The organism is Rhodococcus sp. LW-XY12 (assembly GCF_019317345.1).
GTDB lineage: Bacteria > Actinomycetota > Actinomycetes > Mycobacteriales > Mycobacteriaceae > Rhodococcus > Rhodococcus pyridinivorans.
This window is the reverse complement of sequence record NZ_CP079225.1, coordinates 3,107,788-3,123,657: the sequence shown is the minus strand read 5'-3', so window position 1 is coordinate 3,123,657 and position 15,870 is coordinate 3,107,788. Positions and strand designations below refer to the sequence as shown.

General features: G+C 68.6%; 15 protein-coding genes and 1 riboswitch. Of the genes, 7 read left to right on the top strand and 8 right to left on the bottom strand.

Annotated features, from left to right (window positions below; genetic code table 11):
* The first annotated feature begins 94 nt into the window (after positions 1 to 94).
* Both KXC42_RS14590 and KXC42_RS14585 read left to right on the top strand, forming a co-directional pair.
* Entirely contained in the window at positions 95 to 1,171 is a 1,077-nt protein-coding gene (locus KXC42_RS14590) for a cytochrome c oxidase subunit II (protein WP_006554397.1), read from the top strand.
* A 33-nt stretch (positions 1,172 to 1,204) separates the two neighbouring features.
* On the top strand, positions 1,205 to 1,621 hold the full coding sequence (locus KXC42_RS14585; RefSeq protein WP_006554396.1) for a cytochrome c oxidase subunit 4: 417 nt from the start codon (positions 1,205 to 1,207) through the stop codon (positions 1,619 to 1,621).
* Between the two features lie 96 nt (positions 1,622 to 1,717).
* Here the strand turns inward: KXC42_RS14585 and KXC42_RS14580 are convergent, their stop codons facing one another.
* The 6 genes from KXC42_RS14580 to KXC42_RS14555 form a co-directional block, all read right to left on the bottom strand.
* Entirely contained in the window at positions 1,718 to 2,728 is a 1,011-nt protein-coding gene (locus KXC42_RS14580; RefSeq protein ID WP_219129195.1) for a HEAT repeat domain-containing protein, read from the bottom strand.
* A 4-nt stretch (positions 2,729 to 2,732) separates the two neighbouring features.
* The gene (locus tag KXC42_RS14575; protein ID WP_052040080.1) at positions 2,733 to 3,416 is read right to left on the bottom strand and encodes a HEAT repeat domain-containing protein; all 684 of its coding nucleotides are present in this window, start codon (positions 3,414 to 3,416) and stop codon (positions 2,733 to 2,735) included.
* A gap of 162 nt (positions 3,417 to 3,578) precedes the next feature.
* Positions 3,579 to 5,240 (bottom strand): cytochrome bc complex cytochrome b subunit, encoded by a 1,662-nt coding sequence (locus KXC42_RS14570; protein WP_024101297.1) that lies wholly within the window; start codon positions 5,238 to 5,240, stop codon positions 3,579 to 3,581.
* Positions 5,237 to 6,364 (bottom strand): ubiquinol-cytochrome c reductase iron-sulfur subunit, encoded by a 1,128-nt coding sequence (locus KXC42_RS14565; protein ID WP_006550010.1) that lies wholly within the window; start codon positions 6,362 to 6,364, stop codon positions 5,237 to 5,239. Before KXC42_RS14565 ends, KXC42_RS14570 begins: the two co-directional genes overlap by 4 nt.
* Positions 6,361 to 7,197 carry a c-type cytochrome gene (locus KXC42_RS14560; protein ID WP_183079267.1) on the bottom strand — a complete coding sequence of 279 codons (837 nt, stop codon included), beginning with the start codon at positions 7,195 to 7,197 and terminating at the stop codon, positions 6,361 to 6,363. The genes KXC42_RS14565 and KXC42_RS14560 overlap by 4 nt, the downstream gene beginning before the upstream one ends.
* Before the next feature lie 100 nt (positions 7,198 to 7,297).
* A complete protein-coding gene (locus tag KXC42_RS14555) occupies positions 7,298 to 7,912 on the bottom strand; it encodes a heme-copper oxidase subunit III (protein ID WP_006550008.1) in 615 nt (204 codons plus the stop codon).
* A gap of 174 nt (positions 7,913 to 8,086) precedes the next feature.
* Here KXC42_RS14555 and KXC42_RS14550 point away from each other — a divergent pair, with 174 nt between their 5' ends.
* Both KXC42_RS14550 and trpD read left to right on the top strand, forming a co-directional pair.
* On the top strand, positions 8,087 to 8,542 hold the full coding sequence (locus KXC42_RS14550) for a hypothetical protein (RefSeq protein WP_006550007.1): 456 nt from the start codon (positions 8,087 to 8,089) through the stop codon (positions 8,540 to 8,542).
* A gap of 63 nt (positions 8,543 to 8,605) precedes the next feature.
* A complete protein-coding gene (gene trpD, locus KXC42_RS14545; RefSeq protein ID WP_024101295.1) occupies positions 8,606 to 9,685 on the top strand; it encodes an anthranilate phosphoribosyltransferase in 1,080 nt (359 codons plus the stop codon).
* An 83-nt stretch (positions 9,686 to 9,768) separates the two neighbouring features.
* On the opposite strand, the gene KXC42_RS14540 is transcribed toward trpD, so the two are convergent.
* Both KXC42_RS14540 and KXC42_RS14535 read right to left on the bottom strand, forming a co-directional pair.
* Entirely contained in the window at positions 9,769 to 10,044 is a 276-nt protein-coding gene (locus tag KXC42_RS14540) for an Lrp/AsnC family transcriptional regulator (protein WP_006550005.1), read from the bottom strand.
* 32 nt (positions 10,045 to 10,076) lie between these two features.
* Positions 10,077 to 11,825 carry a DEDD exonuclease domain-containing protein gene (locus KXC42_RS14535; protein WP_219129194.1) on the bottom strand — a complete coding sequence of 583 codons (1,749 nt, stop codon included), beginning with the start codon at positions 11,823 to 11,825 and terminating at the stop codon, positions 10,077 to 10,079.
* A gap of 449 nt (positions 11,826 to 12,274) precedes the next feature.
* A riboswitch (cyclic di-AMP (ydaO/yuaA leader) is annotated at positions 12,275 to 12,439 on the top strand.
* Positions 12,440 to 12,454: 15 nt separating this feature from the next.
* Between KXC42_RS14535 and KXC42_RS14530 the strand changes: the two genes are divergently transcribed.
* The 3 genes from KXC42_RS14530 (at position 12,455) to KXC42_RS14520 (ending at position 15,818) form a co-directional block, all read left to right on the top strand.
* A complete protein-coding gene (locus KXC42_RS14530; protein ID WP_024101293.1) occupies positions 12,455 to 13,036 on the top strand; it encodes a C40 family peptidase in 582 nt (193 codons plus the stop codon).
* A gap of 321 nt (positions 13,037 to 13,357) precedes the next feature.
* A complete protein-coding gene (locus KXC42_RS14525; RefSeq protein WP_219130492.1) occupies positions 13,358 to 14,401 on the top strand; it encodes an NlpC/P60 family protein in 1,044 nt (347 codons plus the stop codon).
* Between the two features lie 76 nt (positions 14,402 to 14,477).
* Complete coding sequence (locus KXC42_RS14520) at positions 14,478 to 15,818, top strand: hypothetical protein (RefSeq protein ID WP_219129193.1); 1,341 nt, start codon at positions 14,478 to 14,480, stop codon at positions 15,816 to 15,818.
* The last annotated feature ends 52 nt before the right edge of the window (positions 15,819 to 15,870 follow it).

Sequence of the window (15,870 nt, the reverse complement as noted above, 5' to 3'; positions counted from 1 at the left end):
GGCGATGGATAGCGCCCGGGTTTGGTCTACGCTGCGTAGTAATTGGGCCGGCCCTCCGGGTGTGCCCTAGTGGAATTGCGGCGATCAGGAAGGCGTGAACGTGGCGCAAGGTCGGATCCTTCGGCGGTTCGGGCTCGCAGCATCACTCGGCATTGCAGCCTTGGTGCTGACCGGGTGCTCGAGCGAAGAAATCCTTCGTTTCGGCTGGCCGGAGGGCATCACTCCTCAGGCCGAGCGTATGCGTGAACTGTGGACGTGGTCGGTTGTCGCCGCCCTCGTCATGGGAATTCTCGTGTGGGCACTCACCTTCTGGGTGATCATTGCCTACCGGCGTCGGAAGGACGATCCGGAGTTCCCGCGTCAGACGGCATACAACGTGCCGCTCGAGCTGGCTTACACCGCGGCGCCGTTCGTCGCCGTGTGTGTCCTCTTCTACTTCACGGTCGTGGTGCAGAACTACGTCCTGGAGAAGGAAGACAACCCGAACGTCGTGGTCGACGTGACGGCGTTCCAGTGGAACTGGAAGTTCGGCTACCGGACGATCGATCTGCAGGACGGCACGGCCCCTTACAACGGTATCGACGAGGTCGCCGAGGCGGCAGTCGCACAGGAGCCGTTCGACCCGTCCACCGCGCACGGTGAATCGGGTGAGGAGCACGAGGCTCCGGGAGCGATCCACGGCAAGCCCGCCGAGGACCTGTCCTACCTGCACTACGACAAGATCGAGACGATCGGCACCAGCGAAGAGATTCCGGTGCTCGTTCTTCCCACCGGGAAGCGCATCGAGTTCCAGCTGGCGTCCTCCGACGTCATCCACGCCTTCTGGGTGCCGGAGTTCCTGTTCAAGCGCGACGTGAACCCGAACCCGCGTGAGAACAACTCCGATCCGGTCTTCCAGATCTCCGAGATCGAGCGTGAGGGCGCGTTCGTCGGCCGCTGCGCCGAGATGTGCGGCACCTACCACGCGATGATGAACTTCGAGGTCCGCGCGGTCAGCCCGGAGGACTTCGCCCGGTACATCGAGCTCCGCAAGCCGGTCGAGGACGGCGGCGAAGGCCTGTCGAACGCTCGTGCGCTCGAAGCCATCGGCCAGAGCCCGATCGCGACCTCGACGACTCCGTTCAAGACCGACCGCACGGATCGGTCGGCGACCGTCGCCGCAGGCGAGTGACGGCCACCCCCTCCGACAAGGACAAGTGCTGATATGAAGATCGAAGCCAAGCTCTTCGAGGTCGTGACGGTGTTCTTCGTGCTCGTCGCCATCGTGTACGGCGTGTTCACCGGGCTCTCGGACAAGGGCATCGAATGGGCCGGCCTCACGGCCATCGTCCTCTCCGCCGGTCTGACCCTGATCGTCGGAACGTACTTCCGCTTCGTTGCTCGTCGTCTCGACACCCGTCCCGAGGACTACGAGGACGCCGAGATCAGCGACGGTGCGGGCGACCTCGGTTTCTTCAGTGCGGGTAGCTATTGGCCGATCCTGCTCGCCGGCGCAGCAGCGTTCGCCGCCATCGCACTGGCCTTCTACCAGCCGTGGATGATCGTCCTCGCGGTCGCGCTCATCATCGCGGCAGCAGCCGGCCTGGTGTTCGAGTACCACATCGGACCCGAGAAGCACTGAGCCGGTACCCTCGACCACACGGGCGCCGCACCTTCGGGTGCGGCGCCTGCGTCGTTTCCGTCGTCGTTTCCGTCGTCGTTCTCGAGGTTCAGTTCTTCAGGGAGCCCGACGCGTGGTGAGGACGACCCTCGCGGTCGCTGCAACCGTACGATTCGGATCGTCGGTCAGAGCCTCGAGCGCGTCGTCGGCGGCCGACCCGGGGATCTCCGCGAGTGCCTGCGTGAGACGTAGCCGGACACCGGCATCGTCCGAGCCGCCGAGCGCGTGCTGCAGCAACCGCACGATCTCGGCGGACGACAGCGGCCGATCTGCGAGCAGGCCGAGTACCTCGGCGGCCTCGACGTCCGACCGGCCCTCCACGATCATCTCTACGAGCACGGGGACGGCCACGTCCACCCCTCGCGCCCCGAGCGTCAGAGCCGCCGTGGAACGTGCTTTGGGATCGGCGTCGTCGAGGGCCCCCTCCAGGAGCCTCGTCGATTCGGGCACACGGAGTTCCGCGAGTGTCGCGATCGCCCGTCGCCGCACCGGCACCTCGTCGGAGTGAAGGCCCTCCGCGAGTGCCGGCAGCGCAGCGTCGAATGCCTCCGCTGCTCGGGCGAGCGACCAGCGCAGCGCGCCGGCGACGAACGGATCCTCCTCTGACAGCGCCGCCCGGACCAGCGCTGCGACCGGCAGCGTCGTGTCCTCGTCCTGGGACAGGATCGCCTGCTGGCGGCGGGAGCCGGAATCGGATTCGAACGCGCGCAACAGCGCGACGAGGCGCAGGACGTCGTCCCAGCCGCTGGGGGAGGCCGAGTCGACGCCTTCGAGACGAGCGAGGAGTTCGGTCTCGGCGGCGATCCGTTCGCGCGTGTGCCGGATCAGCTCCTGCACCAGATCCGCCGGAGCGAAATCGGGTTCCCCCAGCGCACGTCCGACCTCGTTCAGAGACAGGCCGAGACTCCGGAGACTCTCCACGTGGAAGGGCCTCCTGAGGTCGTCCTCGGTGTACTCGCGGTAGCCGCCCGAGGTACGGCCAGTCGGCGTGACCAGCCCCAGGCGGTCGTAGTGCCGCAGCATGCGGCTGCTGACACCGGAGCGCCGCGAGACCTCACCGATCAGCACCGGCTCACTCCCGGATACCGTCCGCGCCGAGTGCGGCGACGCGTTTCGCCGACTCCACAGAGAGGACGAACGCGCTGTCGGGGTCGACGCGGATCCGTTCGGTGGCCTCCGCGTGAGCGCGGACGCGCGGGTCGGGGCTGTTCATCGCCGTGTCCAGGACCGGCGCCGCGGCCTCGTCGAGTGCCGCGAGAGCGCGACCGAGGCTCAGTTGTAGGTCGCGGTCGCCGCGGCCCAGTTCGGCGCCGAGAGCCGCAGCGAGGCCGCTTTCCGAGCCCGGTGGCACGAGAGCGACCGCCGCGCGCCACGCGCTGCGTGCCACCTCGTCGTGCTCGTCGTGGAGCATCCCCGAAACCTTCGGCCATGCGACGGGATCGCCGATCTTCGACAACGTGTGCAGGGCCTGACTGCGTGCCTGTGAGACATCCGAACCGAGCTCGGCGAGCAGACGCGGCACGGTCACCCCGGCCGGCAGACGGCACAGCGCCCAGGTCAGCATGTCGCGGACGAAGAAGTCCGGCTCCACCGCGCACCGGTCGACGAGAGCGGTCACCGTTTCGGGATCGGGTGCGGTACCCGACTCGAGTGCGGCGCGCAGACGCACGGAGGCGTCGTCGGCGGACAGGGCCTCGACGAGGCGGGTGGACAGGGCCTCGACGAGGCGGGTGGACGGGTCCTGATGTGTGCGCATGGGAGGCACCTCCTTCACGACCCATTCGAGCGCTTGTCACAGTGTCAAGGTCAAGACGTACGCTCCGGACGATATCCGGTGGGGGATGGGAGAACCCCCGAACGACGAACGGGGCCCCGGACCGTGATGGTCCGGGGCCCCGTTACGAGCCGCTGATGCGGATCAGTGCTGCGACTTGTCGGGCAGCTGGGCTGCGCCGTCTCCGTTGCCGTGGACGCGCTCCTGGTACTCGCGGAGCGTGTTCCGCAGCTCGAGCTCGGCCTCGTGGTGGGCGGCCTCGAGAGCGGCGGCCTCGTCGGCCGGGTCCGGGCTCCACCAGCTGCCGGAGCCGGGCTTGCCGGCGGTGCCGAGCTTGTTCATCCGCTTCGGAACCGGGGCGGCCTGGTACTCCAGCGGGATCGGGTGGCCGTGCTCGTCCACCGGGCCGAGCGGCTGGTGGATCTCGATGTACTCGCCGGTCGGCAGGCGACGGACGATGCCCGTCTCGATGCCGTGCTCGAGCACCTGACGGTCGCTGCGCTGCAGACCCAGGCAGAACCGGTACGCGATGTAGTAGGCGAGCGGCGGGAGCAGGACGAGACCGATGCGGCCCATCCAGGTCGTCGCGTTGATCGAGATGTCGAACTTGTACGCGATGATGTCGTTGACACACATGATCGTGGCGACGGCGTAGAACGCCAGGGCCATGAACCCGATGCCGGTGCGGACCGGCACGTCGCGCGGACGCTGCAGCAGGTTGTGGTGTGCGTCGTCCTTCGTGAACTTCTTCTCGATCCACGGGTAGACCGTGAGCACGACGAACACCAGGCCCATGATCAGCGCGATCCAGAACGGCTGCGGGATCGTGTACCGGCCGAACAGGTACAGCTCCCAGGCGGGCCAGATACGGGCCATGCCGTCCGTCCACATCATGTAGATGTCGGGCTGCGAGCCGGCGGACACCTGCGACGGGTTGTACGGGCCGATGTTCCAGACCGGGTTGATCTGCAGCAGGCCGGACATCAGGGCGAGCACCGCGAAGGTCATCGCGAAGAAAGCACCCGACTTGACGGCGAAGACCGGGAGGATACGAACGCCGACGACGTTCTGCTCCGTGCGGCCGGGGCCGGGGAACTGCGTGTGCTTCTGGTACCAGACCAGCGCGAGGTGCGCGGCGATCAGGGCCAGGATGATGCCCGGGACGAGCAGCACGTGCAGGACGTAGAAGCGCGGGATGATCAGCTCACCCGGGAAGTCGCCACCGAAGATCGCCCAGTGCATCCACGAACCGATGATCGGGATCGAGAGCGTGATGCCCGAGAACGCGGCGCGGAGGCCGGTGCCCGAGAGCAGGTCGTCGGGGAGGGAGTAACCGAAGAAGCCTTCGAACATCGCCAGGATGAGCAGCAGCGAGCCGATCACCCAGTTGGCCTCACGCGGACGCCGGAACGCACCGGTGAAGAACACGCGCAGCAGGTGGACGACGATCGACGCTGCGAACATCAGTGCTGCCCAGTGGTGGATCTGTCGCACGAACAGACCACCGCGGACCTCGAAGGAGAGGTTCAGGGTCGTCTCGTAGGCGCGGGACATACCCACACCGCGCAGCGGCGTGTAGACGCCCTCGTAGATGACGTGCGCCATCGAGGGGTCGAAGAACAGGGTGAGGAAGATACCCGAGATCAACAGGATGACGAAGCTGTAGAGCGCGATCTCACCCAGGAGGAAGGACCAGTGGGTGGGGAACACCTTGTTGATCTGGCGGCGGATGCCCGCGGACAGGTGGTAGCGAGAATCGAGATTCTCGCCGATCTGTGCGGCGCGGGACGGGGTTGCAGTACTCACGGGCGACGCTCCCAGAATGCCGGGCCGAGTGCCTCGATGAAGTCACCGTTGGCGACCAGGAAGCCCTCTTCGTTCACTGTAATCGGAAGCTGCGGCAGTGCGCGAGCAGCGGGACCGAAAATCGGCTTGCCGTACTCCAGCGCATCGAACTGCGACTGGTGGCACGGGCACAGGATGCGGTGCGTCTGCTGCTCGTAGAGCGAGGTCGGGCAGCCGAGGTGCGTGCAGATCTTCGAGTACGCGAAGTAGTCGCCGTAGTTGAAGCTCTCCTGGCCCTTGCGCTTGACGACACGCTCGGTGTCCTCGGTGCGCAGGCGGATGAGCATGACGGCGTTGCGGATGCCGCGCAGGCTCTGCAGCAGAGCGTGGTCGTCACCGCGATCGGACTCGCGGAACGGGAACACCGTCTCCATACCGCCGGCGTCGAGGTCCTCCGGGCGCACCAGGACGATGTCCTGGGGGCGGCCGGTGTCGCGACGCAGGTAGATGGTCTCGCCGGGGTAGCGCGGAGTCCAGCCCGACACCCACAGCGACGACTGGTCACCCTCGGCCCACGGATTCTTGATCAGGCCGCCGAGCGGCATGATCAGACCGAGGCCGAGCGCGCCACCACCGAAGATCGCGGTGCGCTTGATCAGCTTACGGCGCGGCAGGGTGGACGTCTCGAGCGAGTCGGAGAGCTCGGCGACGATCGTCTTGCGATCGACCTCGGGCGAGCCGCCGTCGTGCCGATCCTGGATCGACACCTCCTCGGGGATGAACTTCTTGGTGAACTGCACCGCGCCCACGCCGATGCCGAGGATGGACAGACCCAGGGTCAGTCCGAGCATCGGGGTGTAGAGGCTGTACCAGCCGTAGTTCTCGTCGCCGATGCCCTGGTACTCCCATGGCCAGAACAGGTAGATCGCGATGAACGCGACACCCGCGATGCCCGCGAGGGCGAACCAGAAAGCGACGTTGCGCTCGGCCCGCTTCTCGGCACGCGTGCCTTCGACGGGCCAGCGATCCTTGCGGAACGCGACGTCGACGCCGTCGAGGTTCGTGCCGAGCGTGACGAGATCGTCCCGGCTCATCCGGTCGAGATCTTCGACCGTGTGCTTGTTCGGCGTTTCGCCGCCACTCATGACCTTGCTCCGATCCACAGTGCAGCGCCGACGACGGCGACCATGCCGACGACCCACATGGTCGGCCCTTCGGCACCGGGGCCGAAGCCGCCGAGCCCGTAGCCACCCGGGTCTCTCGTCTCACTGGCGGACTTGATGTACGCGATGATGTCCTTCTTCTCCTCGACCGTCAGCTGACGATCGGAGAACTTCGGCATGTTCTGGGGGCCGGTGAGCATCGCGGTGTAGATCTGCTGCTCGTTGGCCGGATCCAGGTTCGGTGCGAACTTGCCGGACGAGAGCGCGCCGCCGCGCCCGGTGAAGTTGTGGCAGGACGCGCAGTTCTGGCGGAAGAGCTCCGAACCGCGTCCGATGTCGTTGCCGCGCAGTGACGACTGGGCGATCTCGCCGTTCTCGTCGCGGATGACCGTCGGGCCTCCACCGTTGGCCTGGATGTACGCGCCGAGCGCGTCGGTCTGCGCAGCGTCGAACTTCGGGTCCTTGCGGAGGGCCTGGGCCTCGTTGCGCATCATCGGCATGCGGCCCGAGGAGACCTGGAAGTAGACGGCGGCCTCGCCGACACCGATGAGGCTGGGACCGCGGTCCTGGACGCCCTGAAGATTGACACCGTGGCAGGTCACGCAGGAGGTCTCGTAGAGCTGCTGACCCTCGCGGATCAGAGCGCTCTGGTCGTCCTGCGCTGTAGCCACCTGCGGGGCAGGTGTCAGCGCGGAGGCGATGAAGCCTGCGCTGAGGAGACCGAGCGCAAGGACCAACGCTCCGGTGACGCGCCGGCGCATCTTGCGCTGGCGGCGGGACTTCGCAGCATCGGCTGCAGAGGATCGACCGGGCATGTCACCCTCGGAGGCGAGAGGTGGGGATGAACTCATCTGTATCCCTTTTTTTATGTCGGGACGGACTGGACGTCAGGGGGCTGCCTGGGCGTTCAGCTGGCTAACGGATGAAATAAATCGTGGCAAACAGCGCGATCCAAACGATGTCGACGAAGTGCCAGTAATACGAAACGACGATGGCCGCAGTGGCCTGCGCAGGCGTGAACTTGCTGACCTTCGTGCGGAACAGCAGGAACACGAATGCGATGAGGCCGCCGATGACGTGCAGGCCGTGGAAACCGGTGGTCATGTAGAACACCGAGCCGTACACGCTGCCGGGGATGGTCGTGCCGTCCTTCACCAGGGTGATGTACTCGTAGCCCTGACCGAGCACGAAGAAGGTGCCCATGCCGAGGGTGATGATGTACCACCGTCGCAGGCCGAAGACGTCGCCGCGCTCGGCGGCGAAGACGCCCAGCTGGCAGGTGAAGGAAGAAGCGATCAGCACCATGGTGATCGGTACCGCCAACCACAGGTTCAAGTGGGTGGGCGGGGGCGGCCACATGCCCTCCGGGGCCTGTGCCCGTGCCACGAAGTACATGGCGAAGAGCCCTGCGAAAAACATGAGCTCACTGGACAACCACACGATGGTGCCGACGCTGACCAGGTTGGGCCGGTTCAACGAGTGCACGCGCTGTGTGATTGCAGATCCTGAAGTCCCTACTGCGCTCGTCACGCTGGCTAGTATGACCCGTCGTAGTACGTCTTGGGCAATCGGGGCCGAAATCGGCGCGTCCGTGCAGGTCCCGGACCTGTATTTCTCCAGGTGGGCACTCGGTGGCGGGTGCTCGGAGGGGTGCCACACGGGACATTTCGGAGGGTCGCGGAGGTCACGTGCGATCGTGGTGACATGAGTACCGGAAAGGGTGTTCGGGGGTGGCTGCGGTCCCTGATCGGTCGGCGCAGCGAACCGCTCGACGCGAACCGGCCCGACCTGGTCGTGGTCGTCTCGTCCTTCGACGACGCGGAGGCGTGTTCGACGGCGCTCGAGCGTGCCGCCGAGGCGACACCTGTGTGGCAGGCCGAGGACGAGGCGGTTCTGCGGCACCACCTCGCCCTGCCCGCCGACAGGGTGGACCGGGCGGCGGAACTGGCCGGGCAGGACGGCTACGTCGTGGCCGGGACCGGCGACGGGAACGTCCCAGCCGCGGCCGTCGCGGGCGCCTCGGTGATCCTGCAGCGCGTGCAGGTCCTCGATGCACTGCACTGTGCGCAGGAGAAGTCGCGCATGGCCTCGCTCGCCCAGCGGCTCGGTGGAACAGCCCTGGGATGGGACGCTCTGCAACCGCAGGATTCCGCTGGCTAAGCTGACCGGTCGGAGGGCACGCCGGTGCCCGGTGAGGAGCGAGATGCGGCGAGGGCAGGTGCGATGAACGCGACGCGAGACGCGGACGAGGTGACGCAGAACTGGCCCTCCGTCCTGGGAGTGCTCACGGCCGGGCAGAACCTGTCCGCCGCGGAGGCGCGATGGGCGATGAGCGAGATCTTCTCCGACAACGCCACTCCCGCTCAGATCGCGGCCTTCGGTGTCGCTCTGAAGATGAAGGGCGAGACACCCGAGGAGGTGCGGGCACTCGCCGACACGATGCTCGACTACGCCCGGTTGGTCCCGGTCGACGGTGACGTGGTCGACGTCGTGGGCACCGGTGGCGACCGGGCGAACACCGTCAACATCTCCACGATGGCCTCGCTGGTCGTCGCCGCAGCGGGTATCCGCGTGGTCAAACACGGCAACCGCGCCGCCTCGTCCAAGAGCGGCGGCGCCGACGTGCTCGAAGCGCTCGGAGTGCACATCGATCTCGGACCCGACGAGGTGGCCCGCTCGGTCGCCGAGGCCGGGATCGGATTCTGCTTCGCGCCGGTCTACCACCCGGCGCTGCGTTTCGCGGCCGCACCGCGCAAGCAGATCGGCATCCCGACGGTCTTCAACGTCCTCGGCCCGCTCACCAATCCGGCCCGCCCGAGCGCCGGCCTGATCGGGTGCGCCTTCGAACCGCTCGTCCCGACCGTCGCCGGTGTGCTCGCGCAGCGCGGCAATTCGGCGCTCGTCGTCCGAGGCGACGACGGTCTCGACGAACTGACCACCTCCACGACCTCGCGCGTGCACGTCGTCCACGGCGGCGAGGTCCGGGTCGTGACGCTCGATCCGCGCGATCTCGGTATCGAACGGGTTCCGCTCGAGGCACTCCGCGGAGGCGACGCCACGGAGAACGCGGCGATCGCGCGGGCGATGCTGGCGGGGGAGACAGGGCCGGTGCGCGATGCCGTGCTCCTCAACGCCGCCGGGGCAATCGCGGCTTTCCGGGGCGTCGACGGCGTTCTCGAGGATGCCCTCACGGCCGGGCTCGAGACGGCGGCAGAGGCGATCGACAGCGGCCGGGCCACGGCCGTCCTGGAGCAGTGGGCCGAGGTCACCACGCGGCTGGGTGCCGGTTCCGGACAGAAATGACCGGAGAAGAATAAGGACACACGAACGACGGGCCCGCACTGCATCGGTGCGGGCCCGGCGGTCGTCGGTGGTGCTGCGGGGTGTCAGTTCCCGATCGAGAAACCGGCCTCGACGTCGGCGCTCGAGTACGACTGGAATGCGATGTGGGTGACGGTCTTCGTCACGCCGTCGATCTTGTTGATGCCCCGGGTGACGACCTCCGCGATCTTCTCGTGGTCGCGGACCCGGACCACGGCCACGAGGTCGACGTCGCCCGCGCAGGAGTACACCGTGTCGACACCGTCGAGGTCGGCCACCGCTTGCGCGGTCTCGGGGATACGGTTCGCCTCGGCATCGATCAGGACGATCGCGTTGATCATGGGGTCTCCTTCAACCTTCCTCGGGGATTGCATCAGCCTAAGCGGTGCGGGTCGTCGGCGGAGAGGAGCCTGCGGACCGCGCGGGCGTCGCGGGCGAGCTCGGCCCACGTGCTCCACCGGCCCGCACCCCGTGTCGGTTCGCACCAGCCCTCGCTCGCCCGGACGATGCGGATGCCCTCGCCGTCGAGCCAACGTGCGACCAGACCGATCTCCTCCGGGGACGCGCCCCGGAGCGGGCCGGGTGACGGCCGCACCGTCTCGGCCGCGGCGACGATCGCCTCGACGACGGGCATCGGGCGCACACCGCGCGGTGCCACTCCGGCGGACGCGAGACGACCGGCGCGCACGACGGCGAACTCCCACCCGCCCTCGGCCCGCGGTCGCGCGGCGACGAGTTCGTCGACGGCCGCCAGCGCCGCGAGGCGTTGCGTGCGCCGCAGCGCGACGAGGGCGGCGGCGAGGCGGTCGCGGAGGCGGGCGGCGTTCTCGAACAGCTGGTCGCGCACGAGGGCGTCGAGTCGCTGCTGCGCCGATTCGACGGCGTCGTCGGCGGTTCCGCGGACGACCGCGCGCGCACGCTCGACCTGGGCTGCGTAGGCGGAGGCGTCCTGGACCCCGAAGGCGGCTGCGGCGCAGCCCCCGACCGCGACGGGCGGGCAGCGGTCGCCGTGGCGGGCCGTACGGCCGATCCTGCGCGTGCACGTGCGCAGACCGCACATCTCCGCGAGCAGTGCCGCGACATCCGCGGCGTCGGCGCGCACCGAGAACGGGCCGACCGAGTCGGGTCCGGGGGTGCGGCTCACGGCGAGGCGCGGGAACGCCTCGTCGGTGAGGATGATCCACCAACCGCGCATCGGATATTTCGACCGGCGGTTGTAGGGAGGGGTGTGGGCCGCGATCAACCGGAGTTCGCGGACGCCGGCCTCGAGCCCGTGGGCGCATTCGACGTGATCGATGCGTGTGGTGAGCGCGACCATCTCGCGCAACCGCGGTCGCGTCTCGGAGCCCGTGAAATAGGTACGGACACGCCGGTGCAGGTCGACCGCCGTGCCGACGTACAGCACCTCGTCCGACGGGCCGCGGAACATGTAGACACCCGGTTTGCGCGGCAGATGCGCGGCGAGTGCGCGTTTGGCCCTCTGCTCGGCGGTGACCACCGGCATATAGTCGCGCAGTTCGGTGAGGCTGTGGACGCCCTGGTTGCCGACCCGTTCGATGAGGGCGTGCAGGACGTCCACGGTGGCGCGTGCGTCGTCCAGGGCGCGGTGGGTGGGCACGGTGGAGACCCGGAACAGTTCGGCCAGCGCGGACAGCTTCACCGACGGCGCTTCGTCGCGTCCGAGGACGCGGCGGGCCAGCTTGACGGTGCACAGCACCTGGAAGCGGGGCCACGCGAGTTCGCACTGCGCCGTGGCCGCCTCGAGGAAGCCGACGTCGAATCCGGCGTTGTGTGCGACGAGCACCGCTCCGGACGCGAATTCCAGGAAGGCGGGCAGCACCTCCTCGACCTTGGGCGCCGCATAGACCATCGCGGTGGTGATGCCGGTGAGCTGCACGATGTACGGGGGGATGGGTCGCCCCGGATCGACGAGGGTCGCGAACTCGCCGAGCACCTCGCCCCCGCGGATCTTCACCGCGCCGATCTCTGTGATGGCGTCCTCGGCTGCCTCCCCGCCGGTCGTCTCGAGGTCGACGACGACGAAGGTGGTCTCGCGCAGCGGAGTGTCGAGCTCGTCGAAACCGAGTTGCACGCCGAGGGCGGATGGTTGCGGCGAGGTCATGCGGCAGAGCCTAGGAAGCGTCACCGACACGCCGTCGAGCGGGCTTCGGAGCGGGGTTCGGAGCACGGGGAGACGAGGATCACACTGCGTTCTTTTCGGCTCGATGAAGGGTAAACGGAGGCCGGAGAACAGACCGATCGGCCTCCGGGAACGACAATCCGGCGAATCGGGCGCATCGCCTCGTCGACGGTCGATGAGTCAGCGTGCCCTGACCTGGTTCTTCCGGAAGGAACTCGGGTGAAACGGGCGCCGGGCCTCTCCCGAGCGGAGGCGCGCCGGACAGTGGCCGTTACCGCGCCGTTATCGGACCGTTGCCCCGCGACGGCATTCCTCCAGGGGTGGGCCGAGAAGGTCGGGTCGCACGGCAAGGCGGTCGACTTCACCGATGCCGTTTCGTAATCTTTTCGAGACCGAGCGGAGAGTTTCCGCCCCACCCCCGGGTCGGAGCCGCACGGTTACCGCCTAATCACTTCTCCCGTCTGCGGGAGCGGTGAGCCGGGGACCCACACGTAGTACTCGGGGTGAATCCCCTCCGCTGCTCGCGGGGAGGGGTAGGGCTGATCTTCCGGCCCGAACCCGTCAGCTAACTCGGTCGGCGGGTGAACGGAAGAAACGGAGAACGTCCCCTCGTGGTTTCGAACAACAGCACGCGCACCGTCCGGCGCGCACTCGTCGCCGGTGCCATTGCTCTCGGAGCAGTCACCGTCTCGGCCGGCCCGGCGATGGCCGAGCCGATCAACATTCCCGGTGTCGGAACGTTCGACCTCCCGGCCGGTGTGACCGTGCCGCCGGAGATCGCCAACATCGTTCCGCCGGCCCCCGAGGCCGCCCCCGCGCCTCAGTCCGGTTCCTTCACCGCCCCCTTCAGCTCTGTCGGCCAGCGCGCTGCCGACGCCGCGCAGTCGAAGATCGGTGCCCCCTACGTCTACGGCGCTGCCGGCCCGAGCTCCTTCGACTGCTCGGGTCTCGTGCAGTGGGCCTACAAGCAGGCCGGTCTGAGCGTCCCGCGCACCAGCTACGAGCAGGCCTCCGCCGGTGCCCCGGTGGACGTCGCGGCTCTGCAGCCCGGGGACGTCGTGTCGTTCTACGGCGGCAGCCACACCGGCATCTACATCGGCGGCGGCAACATCGTGCACGCCTCCACCTCGAGCCAGCCGGTCAAGATCGCACCGCTGAACTCGATGCCCGTCGACGGCGCCCGTCGCTTCTGATCGACGGCGCCCGTCGCTTCTGATCGGTCGGCGCCCGTCGCTTCTGATCGGTCGGCGCCCGTCGCTTCCGATCGGGCTGAGCACCCCCGCTCCAGCGCCGACGCACTGCCCGAGGAGGGTGGGTCCGGTACGTACCGGACCCACCCTCCTCGTGTGTCTGCACGTCCTTTCCGATGCAGGAACTGCTTGCACAAACGGCCGCTGCGTGGGAGGGCTACTCGCAGGTAGACACAAACCTATGCAATTCCGTAACCTGATCGAGACCTTTGGGAAAGGATGCGAGCCCACGTGGTTTCCGACAGGACGAAGCACCTCGTACGAGTGCAGGACAGGCGACGGACCGGCCGTCCGGCGCTCGTCGTAGCCCTCGTGATGATGGTCCTCGGTTTCACCCTGGCGCCGGCGACGGCGCAACCCGCAGGGGAGAGCCCGGCAGCACGCCTCGAGCACCTCGCGGATCTGTCGCGTCGCAGCGAACAGGCCACCGAGGCGTTGCACGCCGCCGGGGCGGATCTCGAAGCGAAGGTCGCTGCGCAGCACGAGGCCGAGGTGCGTGCCGGCCAGGCCGACGACGCGCTCGGCGCCGCTCGCGCCGAGATCGCCCGCTTCAAGCCCACCGTCGACAAGCTCGCGCGGGCCAACTACCGCGGTGCGCGCACCAACCGGCTGTTCGCCGTCATGGTGAGCGACTCGCCCCAGCAGATGCTCGACCAGATGGTCCTGCTCGACGTCCTGGGCGAGCAGACCTCGCGTGAGGTCGAGGGCTTCCGGGCGGCCACCGCCGCTGCGGCCGAGGCGGCCGTCGCCGCGCAGCATGCCGCCGACGAGGCGCGTGCCGCCGCCGAGCAGGCCCAGACCCTCCGCGACGAACTCCAGCGGCGACAGGCCGAACTCGAGGAGCAGATCGAAGGGGTCCTGAACGCCTTCGAGGCGCTGAGCGACGCGGAGAAGGCCGAACTCGCCGGCACTCCCTTCCCTCCGGGCCTCGACGCCGAGAAGATCCTGCAGCACCTCGTCCCCGGCAGCAACGGCGCAGCGCTCCGCGCCGCCCTGTCGCGGATCGGCTCGCCGTACGTGTGGGGCGCGACCGGCCCCGACCAGTTCGACTGCTCGGGACTCATGGTGTGGGCGTACAACCAGGTCGGCAAATCACTGCCCCGGTCGAGTCAGGCCCAGGCGCAGGGCGGCATCCCCGTCTCCCGCGAAAATCTGCAGCCCGGCGACCTCGTGATCTTCTACGACGACGCCTCCCACGTCGGCATGTACGTCGGCGATGGCAACATGGTGCACGCGTCGACCTTCGGTGTGCCGGTGAAGGTGCAGTCGATCGATCGCTTCCCGTTCCACAGCGCCCGGCGGTACTGACCGGGTAGAGGCGGGATCGCAGCCGGTGGGCGAGGGCGTACGGGACCACCCTCGGACACCGACCTAGACTGACGCGGTGCCCGCGCGATCGTCCTTCACCGCCGGTACCCGCAAGTGGGAACGTCTCGGCCTGGCCGGACTCGTGGTCGCGCTGGTCACGGCAGGACTGCTGCTGGCCGTCGACCCGGTGGACACCGACGACGCCGACAGCCGGGTACGGGCCGAACTGCAGGTCGTGCTCGACGACTGGGCGCACGCCGTCCGGACCGGCGACGACGGGTCCCTCGCGGAGTTGATCGACGACGCGTCTCCGGAACTCCTCGACGCCGAACGGGAGCGGATCGCGGCGATCTCCGCCGTTCCCCTCGCCGATCTCGGCTACGAACTCGCCTCCGAACCCGCGCTGCCCCTGCCGCCCGAGACGATCGCCCGGTTCGCGGCCGGCGAGGTACGGGCGCACCGCGTCCACCTGCGGTACGCCGTGGACGGAATCGACGACATACCCACCCGGCGACCGGTGACCGTGCTGTTCGTCCACCGGCCGCAGGGCTGGCGGATCGCCGACGACGCACCCGATCTCGCCGGGGCGCAGACCGTCACCTGGCGAGGGCCCTGGGACCACGGCAGCCTCCACCTCGCGACCGCGCAGACCGAGGGTGGTCGCTCGCTCGTGATCGGACACCCGGACAACGCCGCCTTCGTCGACGACCTGGCAGGCGACCTGCCGTCGGTGGTCGAGGCTGTCGACGACCTTTGGGGCGATTCCTGGCCGCGACGCGCACTGGTGGTCGTGACGTCCTCACACGAAGAGTTCTCGCACCTCGTCGGGCCACGACACGACGGCGACGACATCGCGGCCGTCGCGGTCTCCGACGATGTCGACCACGAGCGCGGGATCGCCACCGGGCAGCGCATCGTCTTCAACCCGGCCGCGAGCGACCGGCTGGACGACACCTCCCGCCGGATCGTGCTCGCGCACGAGACGGTGCACGTCGCCGCACGCGCCGGCACCGTGGACGGCTCCCCGATGTGGGTCCTCGAGGGCTTCGCCGACTACGTCGGCCACCGCACGGCCGCGGAGGGCCTCGCCACCGGGCCGGTCGACGTGCAGCGGATCGCGCCGACGCTGACCCGGCAGGTACGGGCGTCGGGTGCACCGACGTCGCTGCCCGCCGACGGCGACTTCATCGGCGACCGGTCGACGCTCGCCTACGAGAGCTCCTGGTCGATCGCCGCGTACACCGCGGACCAGTTCGGACACGACACGCTCGTCTCCCTCTACCGCGCCCTCGCCGCGGGTCCCGTCACCGACGAACACCTCGACGACGTGCTCACAGACCTGCTCGGCGTCGACACCGCCGGCTTCGTGGGCGGTTGGGGTCGCTGGCTCGGAGAGCGCATCCGCGACATCCGCTGACCGGGACGGTCCGGGCCGGGCCCATCGGCACCGTCCGGAGCTCGGGACCCGT

What these genes read in the sequence shown, in the direction of transcription:
- KXC42_RS14585 (WP_006554396.1), top strand. Translation starts at nt 1,205, where the DNA reads ATGAAGATCGAAGCCAAGCTCTTCGAGGTCGTGACGGTGTTCTTCGTG.
- KXC42_RS14575 (WP_052040080.1), bottom strand. Translation starts at nt 3,416, where the DNA reads ATGCGCACACATCAGGACCCGTCCACCCGCCTCGTCGAGGCCCTGTCC.
- KXC42_RS14565 (WP_006550010.1), bottom strand. Translation starts at nt 6,364, where the DNA reads ATGAGTGGCGGCGAAACGCCGAACAAGCACACGGTCGAAGATCTCGAC.
- KXC42_RS14560 (WP_183079267.1), bottom strand. Translation starts at nt 7,197, where the DNA reads ATGCCCGGTCGATCCTCTGCAGCCGATGCTGCGAAGTCCCGCCGCCAG.
- KXC42_RS14550 (WP_006550007.1), top strand. Translation starts at nt 8,087, where the DNA reads ATGAGTACCGGAAAGGGTGTTCGGGGGTGGCTGCGGTCCCTGATCGGT.
- trpD (WP_024101295.1), top strand. Translation starts at nt 8,606, where the DNA reads ATGAACGCGACGCGAGACGCGGACGAGGTGACGCAGAACTGGCCCTCC.
- KXC42_RS14540 (WP_006550005.1), bottom strand. Translation starts at nt 10,044, where the DNA reads ATGATCAACGCGATCGTCCTGATCGATGCCGAGGCGAACCGTATCCCC.
- KXC42_RS14535 (WP_219129194.1), bottom strand. Translation starts at nt 11,825, where the DNA reads ATGACCTCGCCGCAACCATCCGCCCTCGGCGTGCAACTCGGTTTCGAC.